Annotated in this window: 16 protein-coding genes; 9 read left to right on the top strand and 7 right to left on the bottom strand. The window is 62.3% G+C overall.

The features are described from left to right. Positions 1 to 73: 73 nt before the first annotated feature. Genes AUC69_RS09745 through AUC69_RS09735 form a run of 3 tightly spaced genes read right to left on the bottom strand, consistent with a single transcriptional unit; the run spans position 74 to position 4,940 of the window. Positions 74 to 505: a potassium channel family protein gene (locus AUC69_RS09745; protein ID WP_158008072.1), complete on the bottom strand. Its 432-nt coding sequence runs from the start codon at positions 503 to 505 to the stop codon at positions 74 to 76. Positions 506 to 551: 46 nt separating this feature from the next. Beyond that, positions 552 to 3,695 (bottom strand): efflux RND transporter permease subunit, encoded by a 3,144-nt coding sequence (locus AUC69_RS09740; RefSeq protein ID WP_069441989.1) that lies wholly within the window; start codon positions 3,693 to 3,695, stop codon positions 552 to 554. Positions 3,696 to 3,698: 3 nt separating this feature from the next. Beyond that, positions 3,699 to 4,940, bottom strand: coding sequence for an efflux RND transporter periplasmic adaptor subunit (locus tag AUC69_RS09735; RefSeq protein WP_069441988.1), 1,242 nt, complete (start codon positions 4,938 to 4,940; stop codon positions 3,699 to 3,701). A gap of 197 nt (positions 4,941 to 5,137) precedes the next feature. On the opposite strand from AUC69_RS09735, the gene AUC69_RS17055 reads away from it, so the two are divergent. Together AUC69_RS17055 and AUC69_RS16280 are read left to right on the top strand one after the other, a co-directional pair. Further along, positions 5,138 to 5,554: a hypothetical protein gene (locus AUC69_RS17055; protein WP_158008071.1), complete on the top strand. Its 417-nt coding sequence runs from the start codon at positions 5,138 to 5,140 to the stop codon at positions 5,552 to 5,554. A gap of 450 nt (positions 5,555 to 6,004) precedes the next feature. Next, positions 6,005 to 6,373, top strand: a complete 369-nt coding sequence (locus tag AUC69_RS16280) for a protease inhibitor I42 family protein (RefSeq protein WP_158008070.1) — start codon at positions 6,005 to 6,007, stop codon at positions 6,371 to 6,373. A gap of 536 nt (positions 6,374 to 6,909) precedes the next feature. Here the strand turns inward: AUC69_RS16280 and AUC69_RS09720 are convergent. After that, positions 6,910 to 7,344, bottom strand: a complete 435-nt coding sequence (locus AUC69_RS09720) for a hypothetical protein (RefSeq protein WP_083239288.1) — start codon at positions 7,342 to 7,344, stop codon at positions 6,910 to 6,912. 99 nt (positions 7,345 to 7,443) lie between these two features. Next, positions 7,444 to 8,877, bottom strand: a complete 1,434-nt coding sequence (locus AUC69_RS09715; protein WP_244500195.1) for a DUF6600 domain-containing protein — start codon at positions 8,875 to 8,877, stop codon at positions 7,444 to 7,446. 325 nt (positions 8,878 to 9,202) lie between these two features. On the opposite strand from AUC69_RS09715, the gene AUC69_RS09710 reads away from it, so the two are divergent. Further along, complete coding sequence (locus AUC69_RS09710) at positions 9,203 to 10,636, top strand: mannose-1-phosphate guanylyltransferase/mannose-6-phosphate isomerase (protein ID WP_069441984.1); 1,434 nt, start codon at positions 9,203 to 9,205, stop codon at positions 10,634 to 10,636. 156 nt (positions 10,637 to 10,792) lie between these two features. Here the strand turns inward: AUC69_RS09710 and AUC69_RS09705 are convergent, their stop codons facing one another. Next, positions 10,793 to 11,038, bottom strand: coding sequence for a helix-turn-helix domain-containing protein (locus tag AUC69_RS09705; RefSeq protein WP_069441983.1), 246 nt, complete (start codon positions 11,036 to 11,038; stop codon positions 10,793 to 10,795). Positions 11,039 to 11,110: 72 nt separating this feature from the next. Between AUC69_RS09705 and AUC69_RS09700 the strand changes: the two genes are divergently transcribed. The 4 genes from AUC69_RS09700 (at position 11,111) to AUC69_RS09680 (ending at position 14,144) form a co-directional block, all read left to right on the top strand. Continuing rightward, positions 11,111 to 11,617, top strand: coding sequence for a siphovirus Gp157 family protein (locus AUC69_RS09700; RefSeq protein WP_069441982.1), 507 nt, complete (start codon positions 11,111 to 11,113; stop codon positions 11,615 to 11,617). Continuing rightward, positions 11,617 to 12,762: a Rad52/Rad22 family DNA repair protein gene (locus AUC69_RS09695; RefSeq protein WP_069441981.1), complete on the top strand. Its 1,146-nt coding sequence runs from the start codon at positions 11,617 to 11,619 to the stop codon at positions 12,760 to 12,762. Before AUC69_RS09700 ends, AUC69_RS09695 begins: the two co-directional genes overlap by 1 nt. A gap of 424 nt (positions 12,763 to 13,186) precedes the next feature. Then, on the top strand, positions 13,187 to 13,720 hold the full coding sequence (locus tag AUC69_RS09685; RefSeq protein WP_141700719.1) for a hypothetical protein: 534 nt from the start codon (positions 13,187 to 13,189) through the stop codon (positions 13,718 to 13,720). A gap of 43 nt (positions 13,721 to 13,763) precedes the next feature. Then, positions 13,764 to 14,144 carry a hypothetical protein gene (locus AUC69_RS09680; RefSeq protein WP_141700718.1) on the top strand — a complete coding sequence of 127 codons (381 nt, stop codon included), beginning with the start codon at positions 13,764 to 13,766 and terminating at the stop codon, positions 14,142 to 14,144. Positions 14,145 to 14,681: 537 nt separating this feature from the next. On the opposite strand, the gene AUC69_RS09675 is transcribed toward AUC69_RS09680, so the two are convergent. After that, a complete protein-coding gene (locus tag AUC69_RS09675) occupies positions 14,682 to 15,941 on the bottom strand; it encodes a glycosyltransferase family 4 protein (protein WP_069441977.1) in 1,260 nt (419 codons plus the stop codon). A gap of 265 nt (positions 15,942 to 16,206) precedes the next feature. Here AUC69_RS09675 and AUC69_RS09670 point away from each other — a divergent pair, with 265 nt between their 5' ends. Both AUC69_RS09670 and AUC69_RS09665 read left to right on the top strand, forming a co-directional pair. Continuing rightward, positions 16,207 to 17,259, top strand: coding sequence for a right-handed parallel beta-helix repeat-containing protein (locus AUC69_RS09670; protein WP_083239286.1), 1,053 nt, complete (start codon positions 16,207 to 16,209; stop codon positions 17,257 to 17,259). 187 nt (positions 17,260 to 17,446) lie between these two features. Further along, positions 17,447 to 18,730 carry a nucleotide sugar dehydrogenase gene (locus tag AUC69_RS09665; protein ID WP_083239285.1) on the top strand — a complete coding sequence of 428 codons (1,284 nt, stop codon included), beginning with the start codon at positions 17,447 to 17,449 and terminating at the stop codon, positions 18,728 to 18,730. The last annotated feature ends 2 nt before the right edge of the window (positions 18,731 to 18,732 follow it).

Raw genomic sequence — 18,732 nt, 5'->3', positions numbered from 1 at the left:
CCGATTATCCCGTCCAGCCCGGCGACACTATTTACGTCCTCGAACGCTTCTTCTAGCCGGCCTTGGGCTTGTTCTAGCCGGCAGCGTGTTTGCGGCCGGCATAGACCCATTGCACCGCGGCGAAGATCAACGCCGTCGACCAGCCGAACATCAAAAGCCCATTGGCCGCCTCAAACGAGGACAGAAGCCGCCATGTCTCGTCGAGGGTGATGTCGCCAAAGCCAAGCGTGGTGAAGGTCACGGTCGAGAAATAGACCGCCTTCTCGAGCGAGCCGATTGCTCCGAGCACGAGATAGAGCATCGCCCATACCCACACCTGGACGATGGTGGCGAGAAACAGCCACAGCACGAACACGGCCAGCTTCAACGTCGAGCGCACAATCGACTTCGTGGTTCTTGTCGACAGGTGATCGCGCAAACGCTCGATACCAAGCACGGTGAAGACGCCTTGAATGAGTGTGGTGACCACGATCATGGTCGCACCGAGGATGATCTGAGCGATCACGCGTTTCCTCCTCATGCGCGGCGAGCCGCACGCCCCCGTCGGCTGCCTATGTCTGCTGCGCCTTCGGCGATGGGGCGGGTTCAGCCTTCCTTCGCTTTGCCGCCTCTCGCAGACGCTGAAACTGGACATAGAGGAAGGGCACAAAGGTGACGCCGAGGATCGTGGCGAGCAGCATGCCGCCGAATACGGTGAGACCCACGGAAACACGCGCCGCGGCGCCCGCTCCCGTCGCCAGAACCAGCGGCAAGACACCGAGTACAAAGGACAGCGCCGTCATCATCACCGCCCGGAAGCGTAAGGATGCAGCTTCCTCTGCGGAGTCGACGATCGAGCGGCCGGACTCGCGCAATTCCTTGGCGAACTCGACGATGAGAATTGCGTTCTTCGCCGCCAGACCGATGAGGAGCACGAGGCCCACTTGCGCGTAGGTGTTGAGCGCCACACCCGTCAGCTTGAGCGCGGCAACAGCGCCGAGCACGGCGAACACCACCGACAGCATGACCGAGATGGGTACCGTCCAACTTTCATACTGCGCCACGAGGAAGAGATAGGCGAAGATGATGGACAGCACGAAGACGGCCCCACCGGCCTCACCCGCCTTGATCTCCTCGAAGGACATCCCAGTCCATTCATAGGTGTACCCGTCCGGCAGATCGCTCGCCGCAGTCGCCTGCATGGCAGCGATTGCCTGGCCCGAGCTGAAGCCGGGCGCGGCATTGCCGTTGACCGTAGCCGAGCGGAACATGTTGTACCGCTCGATGGTCTCCGGCCCCAGGATCGACTTGACCGTGACCAGGGTCCGCATAGGCACCATCTCGCCGTCGGCCGAACGCACATAGAGCTTGCCGATATCGGCAGGCTTTGAGCGGCGGTCGGCCTCCGCCTGCACATAGACGCGATAGACCCGCCCGAACTTGTTGAAGTCGTTCACGTAGTAGGAGCCGATATTGGCGTTGAGCACCGTGAAGATATCTTCGATGCCGACGCCCTTGGTCTTGGCCAGCTCACGATTGACGTCGATGAAGAGTTGCGGTGAGTTGGCGCCGAACGTGCTGAACACGCCAGTGAGCTCGGGTCGGCCATTGGCGGCGAATATGAAGCCATTGAGCACGGCGGACAGCGATTGCGGCGATCGGCTCTCCGTATCCTGCAGTACAAATTCGAAGCCGCCGGTGCTGCCTAGTCCCGGAATCGGTGGCGGCACGAAGGGGATGATGACAGCCCGGGAGATAGCGGCGAACTCCGGCGCCACCTCCTGCATGATTCCACGCAAAGACACTTGTGGCGTCGTGCGCTCGTCCCACGGCTTCAGCACGGCGATCACGAAGGCGCCGTTCGGCACCACCGTCCCTTGCAACATGCTATAGCCGCCGACCGAGATGACATTGGCGACGCCGTCGGTGTTTTCCAAGATTTGCTCGACCTCGGCGAGCACCGCCGCCGTGCGCGGCAGAGCCGCCCCATCGGGGAGTCGAACATCCACGAAGAACGCGCCGCGATCCTCCGGCGGAATGAAGCCCGTCGGTAGCGACATGCCGATGAAGGCGGTTGCCCCAAACACGGCTGCGACCAAAATCAGCCCCACGACCGTGCGCCGGATCAGCGAGCGCACCGCAACGTTATAGCCGTTGCGGGTGCGGGTGAGGCCGGCCTCGAACCATGCGAGCGGGCCGCGCCGCGCCTGGCGCGGTGGCCTCAGAAGCGTGGCGCACAGAGCCGGGCTCAGCGTCAGTGCGTTGATCGAAGATAGCGACACCGCGATCGCGATCGTGGCCGCAAACTGCTCGAACAAGCGCCCCGTCAGACCCGGCGTGAAGGCGACTGGCACGAACACGGCAAGCAGCACGAGCGTGGTGGCGATGACCGGTGCGGTCACCTCTTCCATGGCTTTGCGTGTGGCGTCGGGTGGCGTCATGCCTTCGGCCATATGACGTTGGACATTCTCCACCACGACGATGGCGTCGTCGACCACGACGCCGATGGCGAGGATGAGCCCGAATAGGCTGATCGTGTTGATGGTGAAGCCGAGTGCCAGAAGCGCCGCGAACGTGCCGATGAGCGACACGGGGATGGCAATGGCCGGGATCAACGTCGACCGCCAGTCTTGCAGGAAGATGTAGACGACGAGCACGACGAGACCCAGCGCCTGCAGCAGGGTGATCGCCACTTCACGAATCGACGTCTCGACATAGAGCGTCGTGTCGTAGGTCACCTGATAGGTGAGATCGGGTGGAAAGCGCTTGGCGAGCCGATCCATCTCGGCCTTGACGCGGTTGGCGACATCGAGCGCGTTGGCGTCCGGCAATTGGTAGACCGCGAGCAGCGCCGCCGGTTGACCGTTCAGTTGCCCGAACCAGCCATAATTTTCCGCGCCCAATTCGACCCGCGCCACGTCCTTGAGCTTAACCACCGACCCGTTCGAGTTGGCCACGAGGATGATGTCCTCGAATTGGCTGACATTCTGGAGTCTGCCTTGAGCCGTCAGCGTGTACTGGAACTGTTGGGAAGCGGGCGCCGGCTGCTGGCCGATGGCCCCGGGAGAGGCCTGAATATTCTGGTCGCGGATGGAAGCGATGACATCGCTCGCTGTGAGGCCGAGCGCCGTCAGCCGGTCCGGCTCGAGCCAGATGCGCATGCCGTAGTCGCGCGCGCCCAGAATATCGACCGAGGCGACGCCGTCGACCCGGGCCAGCGTGTCGCGCAGGTTGATGCTCGAATAATTCGAGAGGAAAATGTCGTCATAGGTGCCCTGTGGCGAGTAGACCGAGGCCACCATCAGCATACTGGTCGACTTCTTCTCCGTGGTGACGCCCTGCCGCTTGACCTCTTCGGGAAGCTTGGGCGAGGCCTGCGCCACCCGGTTCTGGACGTTGACCTGGGCTGTATCGGGATCGGTCTCGATGGAGAAGGTCACCGTCAGCGTGTAGCTGCCGTCATTTGAGCTCTTGGAGGACATGTAGGTCATGCCCTCCACCCCGTTGACCTCGCCCTCGACCACCGCCGCGACGGTCTCCGCGACCACCTTGGCGTCGGCGCCGGGATATTTTGCCGAAACCTGGACTTGAGGTGGCGTGAGCTCGGGATATTCCGCTACCGGCAGCGCGCTCATGGCCAATAGACCGGCGATGATCGTCACGATGGCGATGACGAACGCGAATTTCGGGCGGGTGATGAAAAAGGCGCTGAGCATGACCTAGGGCTCGACCTGCGGATCGGACGCCGGCTCTGTCTGCGGCTCGTCCACGGACTCATCCTCGAACTCGGTTTGCTGCCCGGGCTGCGGCTCGACCACCGCCGGCTCCTCGGCCGGCGTGCGGTATGCCGTCTGCACTTCGGCGCCGGGCCGCACTTTCTGGATGCCCTCGACCACCAGCGTCTCACCCACGGCGAGGCCATCCAGAACGACCACGCCGTCATCGACCCTTTCGCCCGTCTTGACCGGTCGCGCCTCCACGCGGCCGTCCCCATCGACAATCAGCACGAACGGTCCAGCTTGATTCTCTTGAACGGCGGCTTGCGGAATGACGATGTGCTTTTCGGGATTGGCTCCCGTAAGCAGCACGCTCACATATTGACCCGGCACCAAAATGCGGTCGGGATTGGGAAAGGTCAGGCGGACGTTGATCGTGCCCGTCGCCGGATCGACCTTGTTGTCGATCACCTCGACCTTGCCCGGGAACTCATAGAGCTTGTCGTTGGCGAGCCGGATCTGCGGCGTGAACTCCGCTGCCTTGCCGTTCTTCTTGGCCTCCATGAAGTTCAGATAGTCGCGCTCGCCCACCGAGAAGAGCACATACATCGGATCGAGATCGAGGACCGTCACCAGCACGCCGCTGTCGGGGCCGATGATATTGCCCACATCGACATCGGAGATGCCGCTCCGTCCATTGATGGGCGATGTAATGGTGGCGTAGCTAAGATCGAGCTTGGCGCGCTCGACATCTGCTTGCGCCGCCGTCACGTCGGCCCGCGACTGATCAGCCTTGGACTTGGCGATGTCGTATTGGGCTTCGCTCGCCGCCTCGCGTTTGAGCAACACCTCGTAACGCGCCAGACTTCGATCATTCTCGTCGAGACTCGCTTGCGCCTTGGCGAGCTTGGCTTCGGCGGACAAAAGGTCCGCGTTGAACTCGGCTGGATCGATCTCGAAGAGCACGGCGCCTTCCTTGACCTCGGCGCCCTCCTCGAACGGTCGCTTCAGCAGCGTGCCACTCACCCGCGCCCGCACATCGACCCGTTGGGACGCTTCCGTGCGACCGACGAAATCCACCTGACTCGCCACGTCCTTGGCAGTCACGGCCTCGACGACCACGCTCGGCAGAGGTTTATCCGCGCCGCTCGTGGTCTCGCCGCTATCGCAAGCGCTTAGGAACAAGGGGACAAGGAGGGCGATTCCGCTCAGCTTGAAGCCCGCCACGATGCAAGTCCGTCTCATCCCCACCCCTCTCGTGCTCCGTCCTGAGCAATTTGCCCGTGATGCTAGCCCACGGGGCTGGCGAGGCAAGCCGCAATCGCCATCGGTGCCTGTCCACAACAAAGCCTTGAGGACTGCGCTTGATACCGCCCCAAAACCGGCACACCTTGGCGCCAGAAAGCTCAGGACAACAAATGTCGATCGGAGGCAACGAGACGATGAACGCAACCACGGCCAGCGCCGCCTGGCGCTCTTGTGTCGGCGCTCTCGCCATCGCCGCAACCATGCTGATTGCGCAAGCATCGTCGGCGCGAGATGGTGTTTCCGGCTGCAGCATCGCGGAGGCCGAGGCTGATGGAAAGCGCATCTGGCGCTACACGGTCGAGCTGATCGTTCCGCAAGGTGGCCATTGCCGCGTCTATGTGAGTGAGGATCTCGACCGTAAGTCGTGGAAATATTGCTGGCTCAAGGATGCTTCCCAGAGCCCCGTCTCGGCCACGTGCGATGAGCCGCTCGACGACCAGACTTCGTCGACTGGAAAGCCAAGGCGGTTTGCGGCGGCCAGTCCTTCATGGCCTATTGCCGCCGCGAGCCTTAGCCGCACACAGGTCTCGTGTTTGCAGCGTCCGGCTTGATTCAGATCAGTGCCCGGGGCCCCGGTTCTGCGCCAACCTGCCAGGGCAACACAATCGTTCTGCTGGAGGCGGTAATGACCCCAATACGCTTTCTCCCAGCGCGTCGTCTGCTGTTCGCTGTTGCGGCGATGGCGGGCATCTTGCTCTCTGCTTCTGCGTTTGCACGAGACGGGATCTCCGGCTGCACCGTTCAAAAGGTGGGGACGGAGTTCAACGCGTCCTGGCGGTACACGATCCACTTGCAGGTTCCCGAGGCCCGCGATGCCGCGTTTACATATGGAACGACAATCCGGGGAGCGGCTGGCAGTATTGCTGGAACAAGAGCACCGACCACAACCCCGTCGTCGACACCTGCCAGGACCTCATCAACGAGCCCGCGTTCAACGGCTGGAAGGTCAAGGCGGTCTGCGGGGACAGGACATTCACCGAATCTTGCCGGAGGGGGCGCTGATGAGACGCGCAGCTACTTTCATTGCCTTGGGGCTCATCGTGACGGCGAGCATGCCCGCCGACGCCAAGACCCAACGTAACTTGCGGCTAGGAAACTCCTGGGAGTTCCAGTTCGAGGGCAACCCCTCGACAGGCTACACTTGGCAACTCGACGCCGCGGCCTCAACCGGTCTCGACCTGATCGAGCTTAAGTCGCTCGGCTACACGGACGGCCGCAAGAAGCGGCCGGGCATGGTCGGCGCACCGGCGCCGTTCAAATTCCGCATTACCTGCACAAAGCCTGGATACGCGGATCTTTGGTTCCAATATGTCGGGCCGACCGGGAAGCGCTCACCCGAACGCCATGAAGTGTGGGTGCGGTGCGACTGATCTCAGCCGCGCCGCGTTTAGCCTCAACACCCCGGGGGTTTCTGTCCACACTTCTCTTTGTTGTGCTTGACGCACTCCGGGTTGCCTTCGCACTGACATGAGATCAAGGCCATCTTCTCACCGTTGACCTCCATGCACCAAGACCACATTGCGCACTTATCGTTCGGATCGGGGCCCTCACCCGAATGCGCCGCGCGCCATTCATGGTAGGCATCTTGTTCCGCGCTACAGTCGGCGGCATGGGATTGGCCGGCGGTCGCCATGGCGAAGGCCGCGGCAATTGCAAGAATATGCAGACGCATGCTCGTTCTCCTGATTGACGCCTCGCTTAAGCTCAACGAACCTCGTCGTGGCCTCCTTCATCCTTCATCCAGGCTGCCGCGGGTAGAGAGCCCACATAGGGAACACCGAGCAGCAACGCAAAACCGAGAATCCTGAGCACTGAGCGTTCCTTTCCAGAATTGAGGTTTATGCCTGTCTAGCGCGAACCGCGCCGGCGCGAATTGATTTGCGTCAGCTTCGCGCGCGAAGGGTGGTCAGTCGAACTGCGGGAAGAGCGCGGTCGGCGCGCCGAATTGCTGCGCCCAGTCGACCCACGGCACGTCCGTGGCACAGATTACCTGCTCGCGCACCCGCCAGCGTCCGTCACTCTTGACCAGCAGCGCGTGGACATAGCCGCCACACATATCGTCGGCGACCGCATCGGCATAAGCGCCGATGTTCCAGTCGACTGGCCGCCCGCCGGGTTGCTTCGGGTCCGCTTCAATAAAGGCCCAGTTGCCACAGACCTTGAGCTGTTTCACCACGAAGATGACGCGCTGCTTGAGCTCGGCCATCACCGGCTCGCGCAGTGCATCCATGATGGCCTTGCGCTCGGCGCTGCCCGGGACGGGCGTGTACGGGCAATCCTTGGCCAGCGCGCCGTCGGCCCGGCAAGCGCCGTCGCCACGACCACGACGGCGACAATCCACTTAAGAGCGATTGACGGCATGCGGCGATTCCCTGTTGCAGACCACTTCCTCTTACGCGCGCGCGGTCCCAGGCGCCTTGCGCAAAATCAAGGTCGACGCCTAGCCGCCGCGCCTGCAGAACGGCAAGTCGGGATTTGCCTTGCAAGCGGCGGCCCGATCACCCCCGCCTTTGCCTTTTCCGCCACCCTTGCCGCCGCCTTTGCCCTGACCATCGCCATGATGACCCTGACCACCCGAGCCACCGCGGCCGTTACCGGGCTTTGCGTTGGCCGTCTTCGTCTTGGAAGCCTTGGCCTTCGCGGCTTTGGCTTTGGCGGCCTTGGCATTGGCCGCCTTCTGCTTCGCTGCTTTGGCCCTCGCCGCCCTCGCCTTTGCGGCCTTCTCTTTCGCAGCCTTGGACTTGGCGGCGTTGGGCTTGGCGGCGTTGGGCTTGGCGGCCTTCGACTTGTCGGCCTTGGATTTGGAGCCGGATTTTGCCTTCGCCGACTTGGGCTTGCCAGAACCGGATTTTGCCTTGGCCTCCGGCTTGTTGCCCGATTTCTGCTTGGCCGACTTGGGCTTGGCCGACTTGGGCTTGGCCGACTTGGGCTTGGCCGACTTGGGCTTTGAGCCACCGCTGTCGAAGCGATCCCTCGGCGGCTGCGGCCCCGGCCGCCAGTTATTTTGATAGGCGCCGATAGGTGGGCGGTAAGCGCTGCGGTCCGGCGGCTGAACGGAAAGTCTCGTTTGCTTGGGACGCGCGTTCGCCGACTTCTTGGACGGCTTGGAGGAGACCTTCTTCGGCGGCTTTCTTGGCTTGGCACCCTTCCTCACGCCGGGCGCGTAGACATAGAGGTCCCGACCCCGTCCCTTGTTCCAGCCATAAGGCGCATCCCTGCGATCGCCGCGATAGACCTTGCGCGGCTCGATGCGCTGGCGCGTGACGCGCGACCAGCGGTCGCGCGGCATGCCGTAATTGTAGACGGCACCATTGCGGAACTCGGGCCGGTACACATTCGTCGTGCGGCTGAAGGCGATCGAGATGCTGTTCCGCGGCAGGGCGTAGCTGCGCACGGCGGGGGCCGTTAGGTGACCCGGTCTGACAAAGACCCACGCAGCTTGCGGCGGCGGCGCATAGCCCACCTGCCCACCATAGGCGTAGCCGCCATATGGGGCCGGAGCTTCGGGCGCCCACCCGACATACTCGTCGCCGTAGCGCCACTGCACCCAGGCCGGCGCCCACGTGTCCCCCGGGACCCAATACCAGCCATAAGTTGGTTCGAACCCCCAGCGGCCGTAGTGATAGACGGCCCAGGCGAACGGCTCATAGGAATCCCAGTACCAGCCATACTCGTCGGTGGAGACCCATTGACCGACCGTGTAGGGCCGCCAGTCCGGCGCCACGGTGCGCGGCAGCCACACATAGCCGTAGCTGGGGTGGGCGACCCACTCGCCATAAGGCGCGAGCTCGTCATAGAACTCTTCAATGGCGAAACCGGCCTGCGCCATGGCCGGACCGCCGAGGCCAACCTTGGCTGTCCCAGGGAGGGACATTGCCACCGCGAAAGCCATCAGGCGAACAGGCCAGACATCGCCAGCTGTCTCATCGCGCGAACTTGTCTCATCGTGACCTCCAAATCCGCGTTCAACGCCCGCGGGGAATTAACCAAGTCTCCTCCACCGCTTCGGCCGTAGCGCGGCCAAAGCCTGGCAATCGGGAGACCATCTCAAGCGCGATAGTGAACGCCGCTACCTGAACCCAGCTTGAACGGGCGCCCTGTCCGTGTTGGCCCGATCCATGCTTTAGTTGACGGGGAGATCGGCCCTCGGCCGCCTCCTGGGGTCCGTTAAGCCTGCTTGTTAACCGCGGTTCTGCGTCATGAGCGTCATCTATCCAGTGGTTCTTTCCGGCGGCACCGGCTCGCGCCTGTGGCCCGTGTCCCGCGCGCAAATGCCCAAGCAGCTGATGCCGTTCATGTCGGAGCGCTCGCTGTTGCAGGAGACCGTACTCCGCCTTGGAGATGCGGACGGCATCGCGCCACCGCTGGTGATTTCCAACGCCGACCACCGCTTCATGATCGCGGCCCAACTCCAGGAGCTCGGCATCACGCCGACCGCCCATGTCCTGGAGCCTGTCGGTCGCAATACCGCCGCCGCCGCCGCGGTCGCCGCCAAGATCGTTGGCGATCTCGACGCGACGGGAATCTTGCTTCTGCTGCCAGCCGACCATCACATCACCGATGCCGAAGGCTTCAGGACCGCTGTCAAGGCCGGGGCCGTGCTTGCGCAAAGCGGCCATATCGTCACTTTCGGGATCACGCCGCGAGCGCCCGAGACAGGCTACGGCTACATCAAACGCGGTGATGCCATCGATGGCGGCGCTTTCGCCGTCGCGCAGTTCTGCGAGAAGCCGGACTTGGCGCGGGCTGAGTCGTTTCTCGCCCAAGGCGGCTACGACTGGAACAGCGGCATCTTCATGTGCCGCGCCGACGTGCTGGCTACCGAGATGCAGACCCATTGCCCTGAGATACTCGCCAAGAGCGCTAGCGCGGTCGCCGGAAGCTTCAAGGACCTCGACTTCTTGCGTCTCGACCGGCCTGCCTTCGAGGCTTGCCCGTCCGCGCCGATCGACACCGCCGTGATGGAACGCACCACGAAAGCCGTGGTCCTGCCGCTCGACATCGGTTGGAGCGACGTCGGCTCGTGGAATGCCCTATGGGAGCTCGGCGACAAGGATGACTCAGGCAACGTCATCAGCGGCGACGTCCTCGCCGTCGATACCGAGGAAACCTACATCCGCGGCAATGGCCGGCTCGTCACCACGCTGGGTGTGAAGGATCTCGTGATCGTCGACACCGGCGATGCCGTCCTCATCGCCGACAAGGGTCGAGTCCAGGACATCCGAAGCCTCGTTTCCGAACTGAAGGACCTCGGTCGCACCGAGCACGACACCCACGCCCGCGTGCATCGCCCGTGGGGCTTCTACGAGTCCATCGAGGCGGGCGACCGCTACCAGGTCAAGCATCTCATGGTGAAGCCGGGCGCATCCCTGTCGCTACAAATGCATCACCACCGAGCCGAGCATTGGGTCGTCGTGAAGGGTACCGCGCGGGTGGTGCTCGGCAACCGCGAGCTGCTGCTCAGCGAGAACGAGTCGACCTATATCCCCATCGGCACACCCCACCGCCTCGAGAACCCCGGGAAGGTGCCCCTGAGCATCATCGAGGTGCAATCGGGCTGCTATCTCGGCGAGGACGATATCGTCCGGATGGACGATCGCTACGGGCGTCTCGAGGACAAGCCGGAGCTTTAGCCGCTCCGGGCCTGATGCCACTTCACGCATCTAGTCTCCGGTGGATCCGGCGTGGTTCGCCATGGGATGTCACCGACATCGCCTCCGAGCCGAAGTTCGCGGATTGGCTTCGTTTTGCAAAGCGACACCAGAGTTAAGTAGTAGATGCCTCACCGCCTACTCCGCCGCAGTGACTCGCAGGCGAACCCCCGGACCTCGGTCACTTTCAGCGGCAATGAATTCCACGCCCAACTCCTCAAGGGCCTTCTCAACTTTCCAGAGGCTCTCGGCGGTACCCCTCACTTCTGAGGCAGCTTCAAGACGCTTAATCGTTGCGGGGCTTACTGACGCCGAATCGGCGAGATCGGACTGGCTGATATTCAGCAGCGCGCGGGCGGCCCTAATCTGTGGAGCCCCAATCATTGCTAAGGCCTTTGACTAAGAGTATCAACTATGCTACTAAATTGGTCAACATAGACCATGGAGGTAGCATGCATGCGCCGACAGCCCTTCACCACTGAACTACCTAAATATCAGCTGCTGAAGCAGCAGCTCCTAAAAGATTACGCGGACTTAGACGAGGAGACCCTCGCCGACACGTTAGAGGGAATCAGCGACCTCCCCGAGATGATAACCGCCGTCATCCGCTCCGCGCTAGTGGATGAGGCCCTCCACGCCGGCCTCCGCGGCCGCCTTGATGAGATGAGGGAGCGCCTCACCCGCCTCGAGCTGCGCTTCAAGAGGAAGCGGGAACTCGCTCTGGAGGCGATGGCCGAAGTCGGCCTCTCGAAGATCGCCCAGCCCGACTTTACCGCCTCCACGCGGCCGGGGACGCCGTCTCTCGTAGTGGTCACCGAGGGGGCCATCCCCCCAGCCTACTGGATACCACAGCCGCCGAAGCTCGACCGTCAAGCAATCCTGGGCGAGCTCAAGTGCGGCGCCGCGATCGAGGGTGCGCAACTCAGTAACCCGAAACCTGTTCTGACCGTGAGGACCAAGTGATGCCACTCAGCGACACACAAATCCGCCAACTCAACGCGAAGCTTGACCCGAAGTACGTTAGGACACGCAAGGTCAACGGCGCCGAACTCCACTACGTCGAGGGGTGGCACGTTATCGCCGAAGCGAACCGCATCTTCGGGCACGACGCCTGGGATCGGAGGACGCTAGCCACCAGCTGCATCTGGAGTGGCGCGAGCGGTGAGTTCTTCGTGGCGGCCTACAGTGCGAGGGTGCGCATCAGCGTACGCGCAGGTGAGGCAACAATTGTTCGGGACGGGTCAGGCTCCGGCGAAGGCAGAGGTCTGACGCGCGGCGTGGCGCACGAACTCGCCTTGAAGAGTGCCGAGACTGACGCAACCAAGCGCGCTCTTGTCACCTTCGGCAATCCCTTCGGCCTCCCACTCTACGACCGCGAGCAATGCGGCGTCCGGAAGCCACGAAAGGGGAAGGCTCAACTCGGCGAGAAGTGGGTTTTGCGGACACCGGGATCAACGGGCGCGAACTTCGACAAGCCGAGCGAGTACGCGGATGCGCTGCGGACATTAATGAGCGAAGCCCGTAACATCGATGCGCTATTTGCCATCTGGGAGCTCAATGTTGAAGCCGTCCGCGACATCAATAAGGCACTGAAGCAAGACCACCTCCCGAAATCTGGCTTAGCGCCGCAACTCGCTGAGCACCTCAAGCGCTGCGCAGCCACCTTAGCGACACCGCCAGCCCACGGAGCCACGCCGCATCAAAGTAAGGAGGCGACTTCTGGCGACTTCGGTCCGCGTGTCAAAGTCGATAAGAGTGCACTCGCGATAGGTGAGCTGAAGCGTATCCGGTGCAGGGAGCACCTGCGCTTCGTTGCGCGGCACCCCTGTGTCATCTGCGGACGCTCCCCCTCTCACGCGCACCACCTACGCCACGCGCAAGTGCGGGGGCTCGGCCTGAAGGTGAGCGACGAATTCACAGTCCCCCTATGCGCCATCCACCACAACGAAGTCCACAAGACTGGGCGGGAGCAGCAGTGGTGGGTAGACAGAAATGTCGAGCCCCTGAAAGTTGCGGCCACTCTGTGGCGTGAGAGCCGAGAGCTTAGGCCGCTGCCTCCGGAGCCAGCGAGTAGCCCAAGTAGCGAACCTCAAGACGTGCAGCAGTAGAATGGGACAAAATACCATGAGCGGAACAATGGCCTTCTTCTACACGATGGCTCCCACTCTAACGGCGAATATCCTGACTGTGACCCTAGTGTACTGCTTCGCTAAAATTGCGCAGAAGGAGCGAAGGGCCGAGGAGAATGGACTCGGCACTTATATGGGGCTAATCGCGATGGTGTTCGTGTTTGTGCTCTACGGCCTCTACACCTGGGGATTGTGGGCGGAGTAGCGCGTCTCGGTGATAGCGTCGGGATGGATCGCCGACCCCTGACGTACACCCGCGAGATCCCCCTAAAAATTTCGTTAGACAGGCACTCATGGCGTGTTGTGCGAATCGCGGGCGTGCTTACAATTTTCCAATATCAGGCCCTCAGGGAGATTGAGGGGCTCCAACGAGTTTACGGGCGGCTTCGCCCTAGGGGACACCATGACGTCGATTAAGCAATTCAATGCGAACCGAGCCAACGCCACCAAGAGCAGCGGCCCCAAGACTGCAGCGGGCAAGCAGCGCTCCCGGATGAATGCGGTGAAGCACGGCCTGACGGCGGCGACGCTCGTCCTCGCGGGTGAGCACGCAGACGACTTCGATAGTCTGCGTGCGGCGCTACAGGAGCGGTTCCAGCCGCAGTGCGTCTTGGAGGACGAGTTGGTGGAGCGCCTCGCAGTTACCTACTGGCGGCTCCGGCGCGTCCCGCTCTTTGAGGCCGCAGTTCTTGAGGCCCGAAAACGCCATTGCCGTCAACTGGGTCGGATGCGGAGGCGTGCCGAAGAGGGCGCATCTCCGGAGTTGGCTGCGGTTGGGGAGGCACTGATACAAGACGCCCAGTACGGTGACGCATTTAGGAAGTTGGGGCGACAGGAGATAACGCTCATGACTGTGGCGGAGAAGACGCTGCGAACATTGGCCGATCTGCGGCGTGTCGATCAGGAGGGTCAGGGCCGCGCCCTCCGCGCTGCCTAAGAGCGTCGCCGTGCCACCCACACAGCCACTAGGAAAAATGTCCATGCGCCCCGAAGACAAGACACCCAGCCAGGAAAACGGCCAGGTCCAATATTGCGCCGAGTACGCGCAGCAGGCTGAGAGATTGTCGCAACTTGGTCTCGATGACGCGGACCTCGCCTTCTTCTTCGGTGTCAATCAAGGGACGCTCGACCAATGGAAGGCGGAGCAACTTGAATTCCTCACCGGGATTGAGATCGGAAGGTTGACCGTAGAGGGGATCGTCGAGCGTGCGACTGTCCGTAATATTACGGGCTACACCGCAATTAAGCAGCGAGTGCTACGGGGGAGAGTGATCGAACTTGAGTACCACGTGCGGGGAGACCCCTGGGCAGGCATGGAATGGCTCTCCCTGCGCAAGCCCAGTTGGGTAGACGGAGCTTGAAGTTTCATCCCGTTGGCCGACGTTCACGCCTCGGTAGGCAGCTCCCCCACCTGACGGCTTGGCACACTCCGCCCACGCCCCACTTGCGCCGCTGGAACCGAGTGACAGGCGGGAAAGCTGAAACGTCGACTTCGCGCGCGAGAGGAGCCGCGGAAACTCGGCATTCAACGCCTATTCAAAGCCTCGAAAAGTGTAAGCCAGCGGTCAGCGACCACGCCGGCATCAAGCGCGGCGACGGCTTCTCGCCCCTTGTCCGCATAGCTTGCCCGCAATCCCTCGTCCGACAGCTCCCCTTCACATAGGCCGCGTCGATCTGTCGGAGCGTAACAGCCTTGTCGAGGGCATAGGCCGGTCGGCCCCTTGCGGTTCAAAGGTGATCGCCGTGACCGTGTGCCCAACGCCCACCCATTCATTGCAAAGCAGGCTTGCGACCCGCTCTGCGCCGCCAATGCCGAGATTCGGAATTATGAAGGCAATACGCATCGCCTTAAGCGCAATTCAGAAACTCGAGCCACACCCGCATGGCGGCGGCGGTCGTCATCCCCATGAACTCGGCTGCTCATGTCTGTCGCTCACACTGATCTCCGTCGTCGGCGCTGCGGCGTAGCGCGGTGGACACGAGAAGTTCGCGGCCAGTCGCGTGCCGAGAAGTTCGTCATAAACAGCAAGTGTCTTTGCTTGCATTTGGCCCAAGACAAACTTGGTAGTGACCCATGCGCGTGCGCGCGCGCCGATCGCCAGTCGCTCTACTGACTGGAGGTTGAGCGACTGCTTTATGCGCTCGGCGAGCGCTGCGGTATTACCCGGCTTGATCATCCAGCCAGTGAACCCGTTTGGATCGCTTGCAGCATCGACGATAGTCTCCGGCAGCCCGCCGGCATCCGACACGATGACCGGACAACCCATTGCCTGGGCCTCGATGCTGGTCCTGCCAAAAGCTTCTCCGACCATCGATGGTATAAGCGCGGTATTGGAAGCGAGGAAAGCCACCGGCATATCGCTGCAATGGCCTACGAGCCGCACCTTATCCCCCAGGCCGTAACGAGCGATGAGATCGGCAAGCTCAATCCGGTAGGTTTGGTTTGTCCCATCGCCGGCGAGTATCAAGATTGCGCCTTCGAATGAGCCTTCATCGTTGAGGCACCGCACCGCCTCGATGGCTTGCCGCTGGCCCTTGGAGCCGGCGAGCCGCGCGGCATGGAGCACGATCTTGGTGCCCGGCGGCACGTGCCAGCTTTCCCTTAATCGGGTCACGGATCCCGGTGGCACTACGAACGGATCGAAGATCGCGCTATCTAGGCCGCGCAAGATGGTGCGTATGCGCGGCTGCGCCCCCTCGTGGCGCGAAGCGATGAGGTTTGCAGTGTAGCATGAGTTAGCGATGACGCGGTCGCCTCGCCCCATGACGCTGTTATAGACCGCCTTCACCGGACCGGGCTTGCCGTAGGTGCCATGATAAGTGGTGACGAACGGCCTCCCAGTCCAGCGCGCGGCCAGCAGAGCGCTCCACGCCGGCGCCCGGCTACGCGCGTGGAGCAACGAAATGTCGCGCTCGCTGACGAGAGCTGCCAAGGCGCGTGCGTTGGCCAGAATGGTGAGCGGGTTCTTGCTCGCCATAGGCAGTTTGATGACTTCCCCGCCCGCGCTCCTGACATCAGCTGCTAGGCGTCCCCCTTCGGTGGCAACGAGAGCGTTCGCGCCGGCGCGGATAATCGCCTCGGCGATCTCTACGGCAGATTGCTCGGTGCCGCCGGTATCCAGCCGCGGCACAACCTGCATTATAGTCACCTCTGCCATCACACTCGTCTTTGGCGAAAACAGCCCAGCGCGCCAGCGCTGATTTGAAGGAAGCAGCAAAGCAAGCGGCGCATGTATCTTCCGATTGAGCAGCAAACTGGGGCTAAGCTGAGGCATATCCGGGCATCCGGAAGCGCTCGCTCGCGATATGGGACCGGAGTTGCAACGGCCTCACGACGAGTGGGCGTGTTACGCGCGCTCCACTTTTTGGTCATGGTAAGACGTCATATCAGCCCGGCGCGGCGCTTAAGGAACTCTTTCAAACATGATCTTTCGCTCTTCAGTCCTCCTCTCATCGCTGATTTCAGCGCTTGCTCTATTTGTCGCGGTGCCGAGCTCGCACGCCTTTGAGGGTTGCAACGCCAAGCCGACCTCAGCCCAGGTGGTGAATGTCAAACACATGGGCGCCAAGGGCGACGGCAAGGAGAACGACACGGGGACCATTCAGAAGGCGATCAACGAGATCGCCGGCACCGGCGGCACCGTCTATGTGCCCAATGGGGTCTACATGGTACGCGCGACCGGCAAAGGTCGCCTTCGCCTGCGCAGTAAGATGACCCTCAAGCTAGCGGACGGCGCTGTTCTTAAGGTCATTCCCAACCGTGCCCGGTCGTACTCGGTGCTGAAGATTGGCAAAGCCACCGATGTGAACGTGATTGGCGGGACGTTGCTAGGCGATCGCGGCGAGCACGATGGCAAGGCGGGCGAATGGGGCATGGGCATCCGCATCGGCCCCGAGGTCAAGCGTGTGTCTATCGTGGGCGTCACCGCCGAGGAGATGTGGGGCGATGGCTTCTATGTCGAGGGCGCCACCGATGTCGCGTTCTGCTCGGTCGTCGCCACCCACAACCGCCGCCAAGGGCTTTCCATCGTCGAAGCCAATCGTTTGCTGGTGACAGACTCCGTATTCGAACAGACGCGCGGCACACGCCCGAGCGCCGGTATCGATATCGAGCCGGACCGTCCGGAGCAGAAGGTCGTCAACGTCCGCATCGAGCATTCGCGGTTCATCAACAATGCCGGCGGTGGTGTCATGATCGCCGGCAAGCGTGGTTACACCGCCGACGTCGAGATCGTCCGCAACGTGTTTGAGGAGGGTCGGCCAATTCTCATCGAGAATGCGCCGCACGTCAGATCGACGGAGATCTGCGACAACCGCCATATTGGACAGGTTGCCCCGCCCCAAGAAGGGCTCAATGCCTTCGCCGAGACCGTGGAGGTAGTTTCCTTGCAGGCCGACTGCCGGAGCGGGCGGGATATGCGCTTCGAGATGAACCGGGGGAACACGAAGAAGAAAAAGAAGAAGCCCGCCAATTGAGGGGCCGCCCCCACGGGGGTGCGGCAATAGGGCTGCCCGAAGCCTGACGCGCGAGCGCCGCCGAGAGCGGCCTAGACTCGGCTAAGCGCAAAGGCTAACAACGCGTGGCTCGCGCCCGAGGGCCGGCCCGGAAGCGGCCGCGTCACAGGTGGGAAGACCTCAGTTTGCAATCACTCGGGGACTAGGGATGAAACTGCCGGCCCTCGCCGACATTCGGATTGGTGTCATTGGCCTCGGATATGTAGGCCTGCCCCTCGCAGTCTATCTATCGCGCTATTTTCCCGTGGTTGGCTTCGATATCGACGCCGGCCGCGTGGATGAGCTATCCCGCGGCATAGATCGCACCCATGAGGTGACCGACGAGGAATTCGCCGCCGTGAAGGAGCTTAGCTACACAGCGGATATCGAAGACCTGCGCGACTGTAATTTCTATGTCGTCACCGTGCCGACCCCGGTAGATAATGCCAAGCGTCCCGACCTTTCCGCCCTGGTGAGCGCGAGCCGCGGCGTCGGACAAGTGCTCTCCTCTGGCGACATCGTCGTCTACGAGTCGACCGTGTTTCCCGGCGCCACCGAAGAAATCTGCGTGCCGGAGTTGGAGAAGGCCTCGGGCCTCAAGTTCAATCAGGATTTCTACGCCGGCTACTCGCCTGAGCGCATCAATCCTGGCGACATGGCCCATCGCGTTCCCGACATCATCAAAGTCACGTCGGGCTCCACGCCCGAGGTCGGCGATCTCGTCAACGCCGTCTATGCCAAGGTCATTACCGCGGGCACCCATCGCGCCAGCTCGATTCGTGTCGCCGAGGCCGCCAAGGTCATCGAGAATATTCAGCGTGACGTGAATATCGCGCTCATCAACGAGCTCGCCATGCTGTTCAAGCAGATGGGTCTGGAGACGCTCGAAGTGCTCGAGGCGGCCGGCACCAAGTGGAATTTCCAGCCCTTCCGTCCCGGCCTGGTCGGCGGTCACTGCATCGGTGTCGACCCCTACTACCTGACCTATAAGGCCGAGCAGATCGGCTTTCACCCGCAGATGATCCTCGCCGGACGCCGCATCAATGACGGCATGGCAGCCTTCGTCGCCAACGACATCATCAAGGCTATGCTCAAGCGTAAGCAGTCGATCGACGGCGCCCGCGTTCTGGTGATGGGCTTCACCTTCAAGGAAAACGTCCCCGACACGCGTAACACCAAGGTCGTCGATCTCGTCAAAACTTTGCGCGACTTCGTCGGCGAGCTGGTGATCTACGATCCCATGGCCGACATCGAGCTCGCCAAGCACGAATATGGCATCGACATCACCAATGAGTTGCCAGCAGGCCCGTTCAATGCGGTGATCCTGGCGGTCAAGCACGATCCTATCGCCCAGTTGGGCGAAACCGGCATCAAGGCGCTGCTCACGCCTGACGGCCTCATCTACGATCTCAAAGGCATCCTGCCGCGCGATGTGAGCCACGCGCGCATCTAGGT

The sequence above is a fragment of the Methyloceanibacter superfactus genome (genome assembly GCF_001723305.1).
Classification (GTDB): domain Bacteria; phylum Pseudomonadota; class Alphaproteobacteria; order Rhizobiales; family Methyloligellaceae; genus Methyloceanibacter; species Methyloceanibacter superfactus.
Note: the sequence above shows the minus strand (reverse complement) of the source record. Positions and strands in the feature narration are given on the sequence as shown.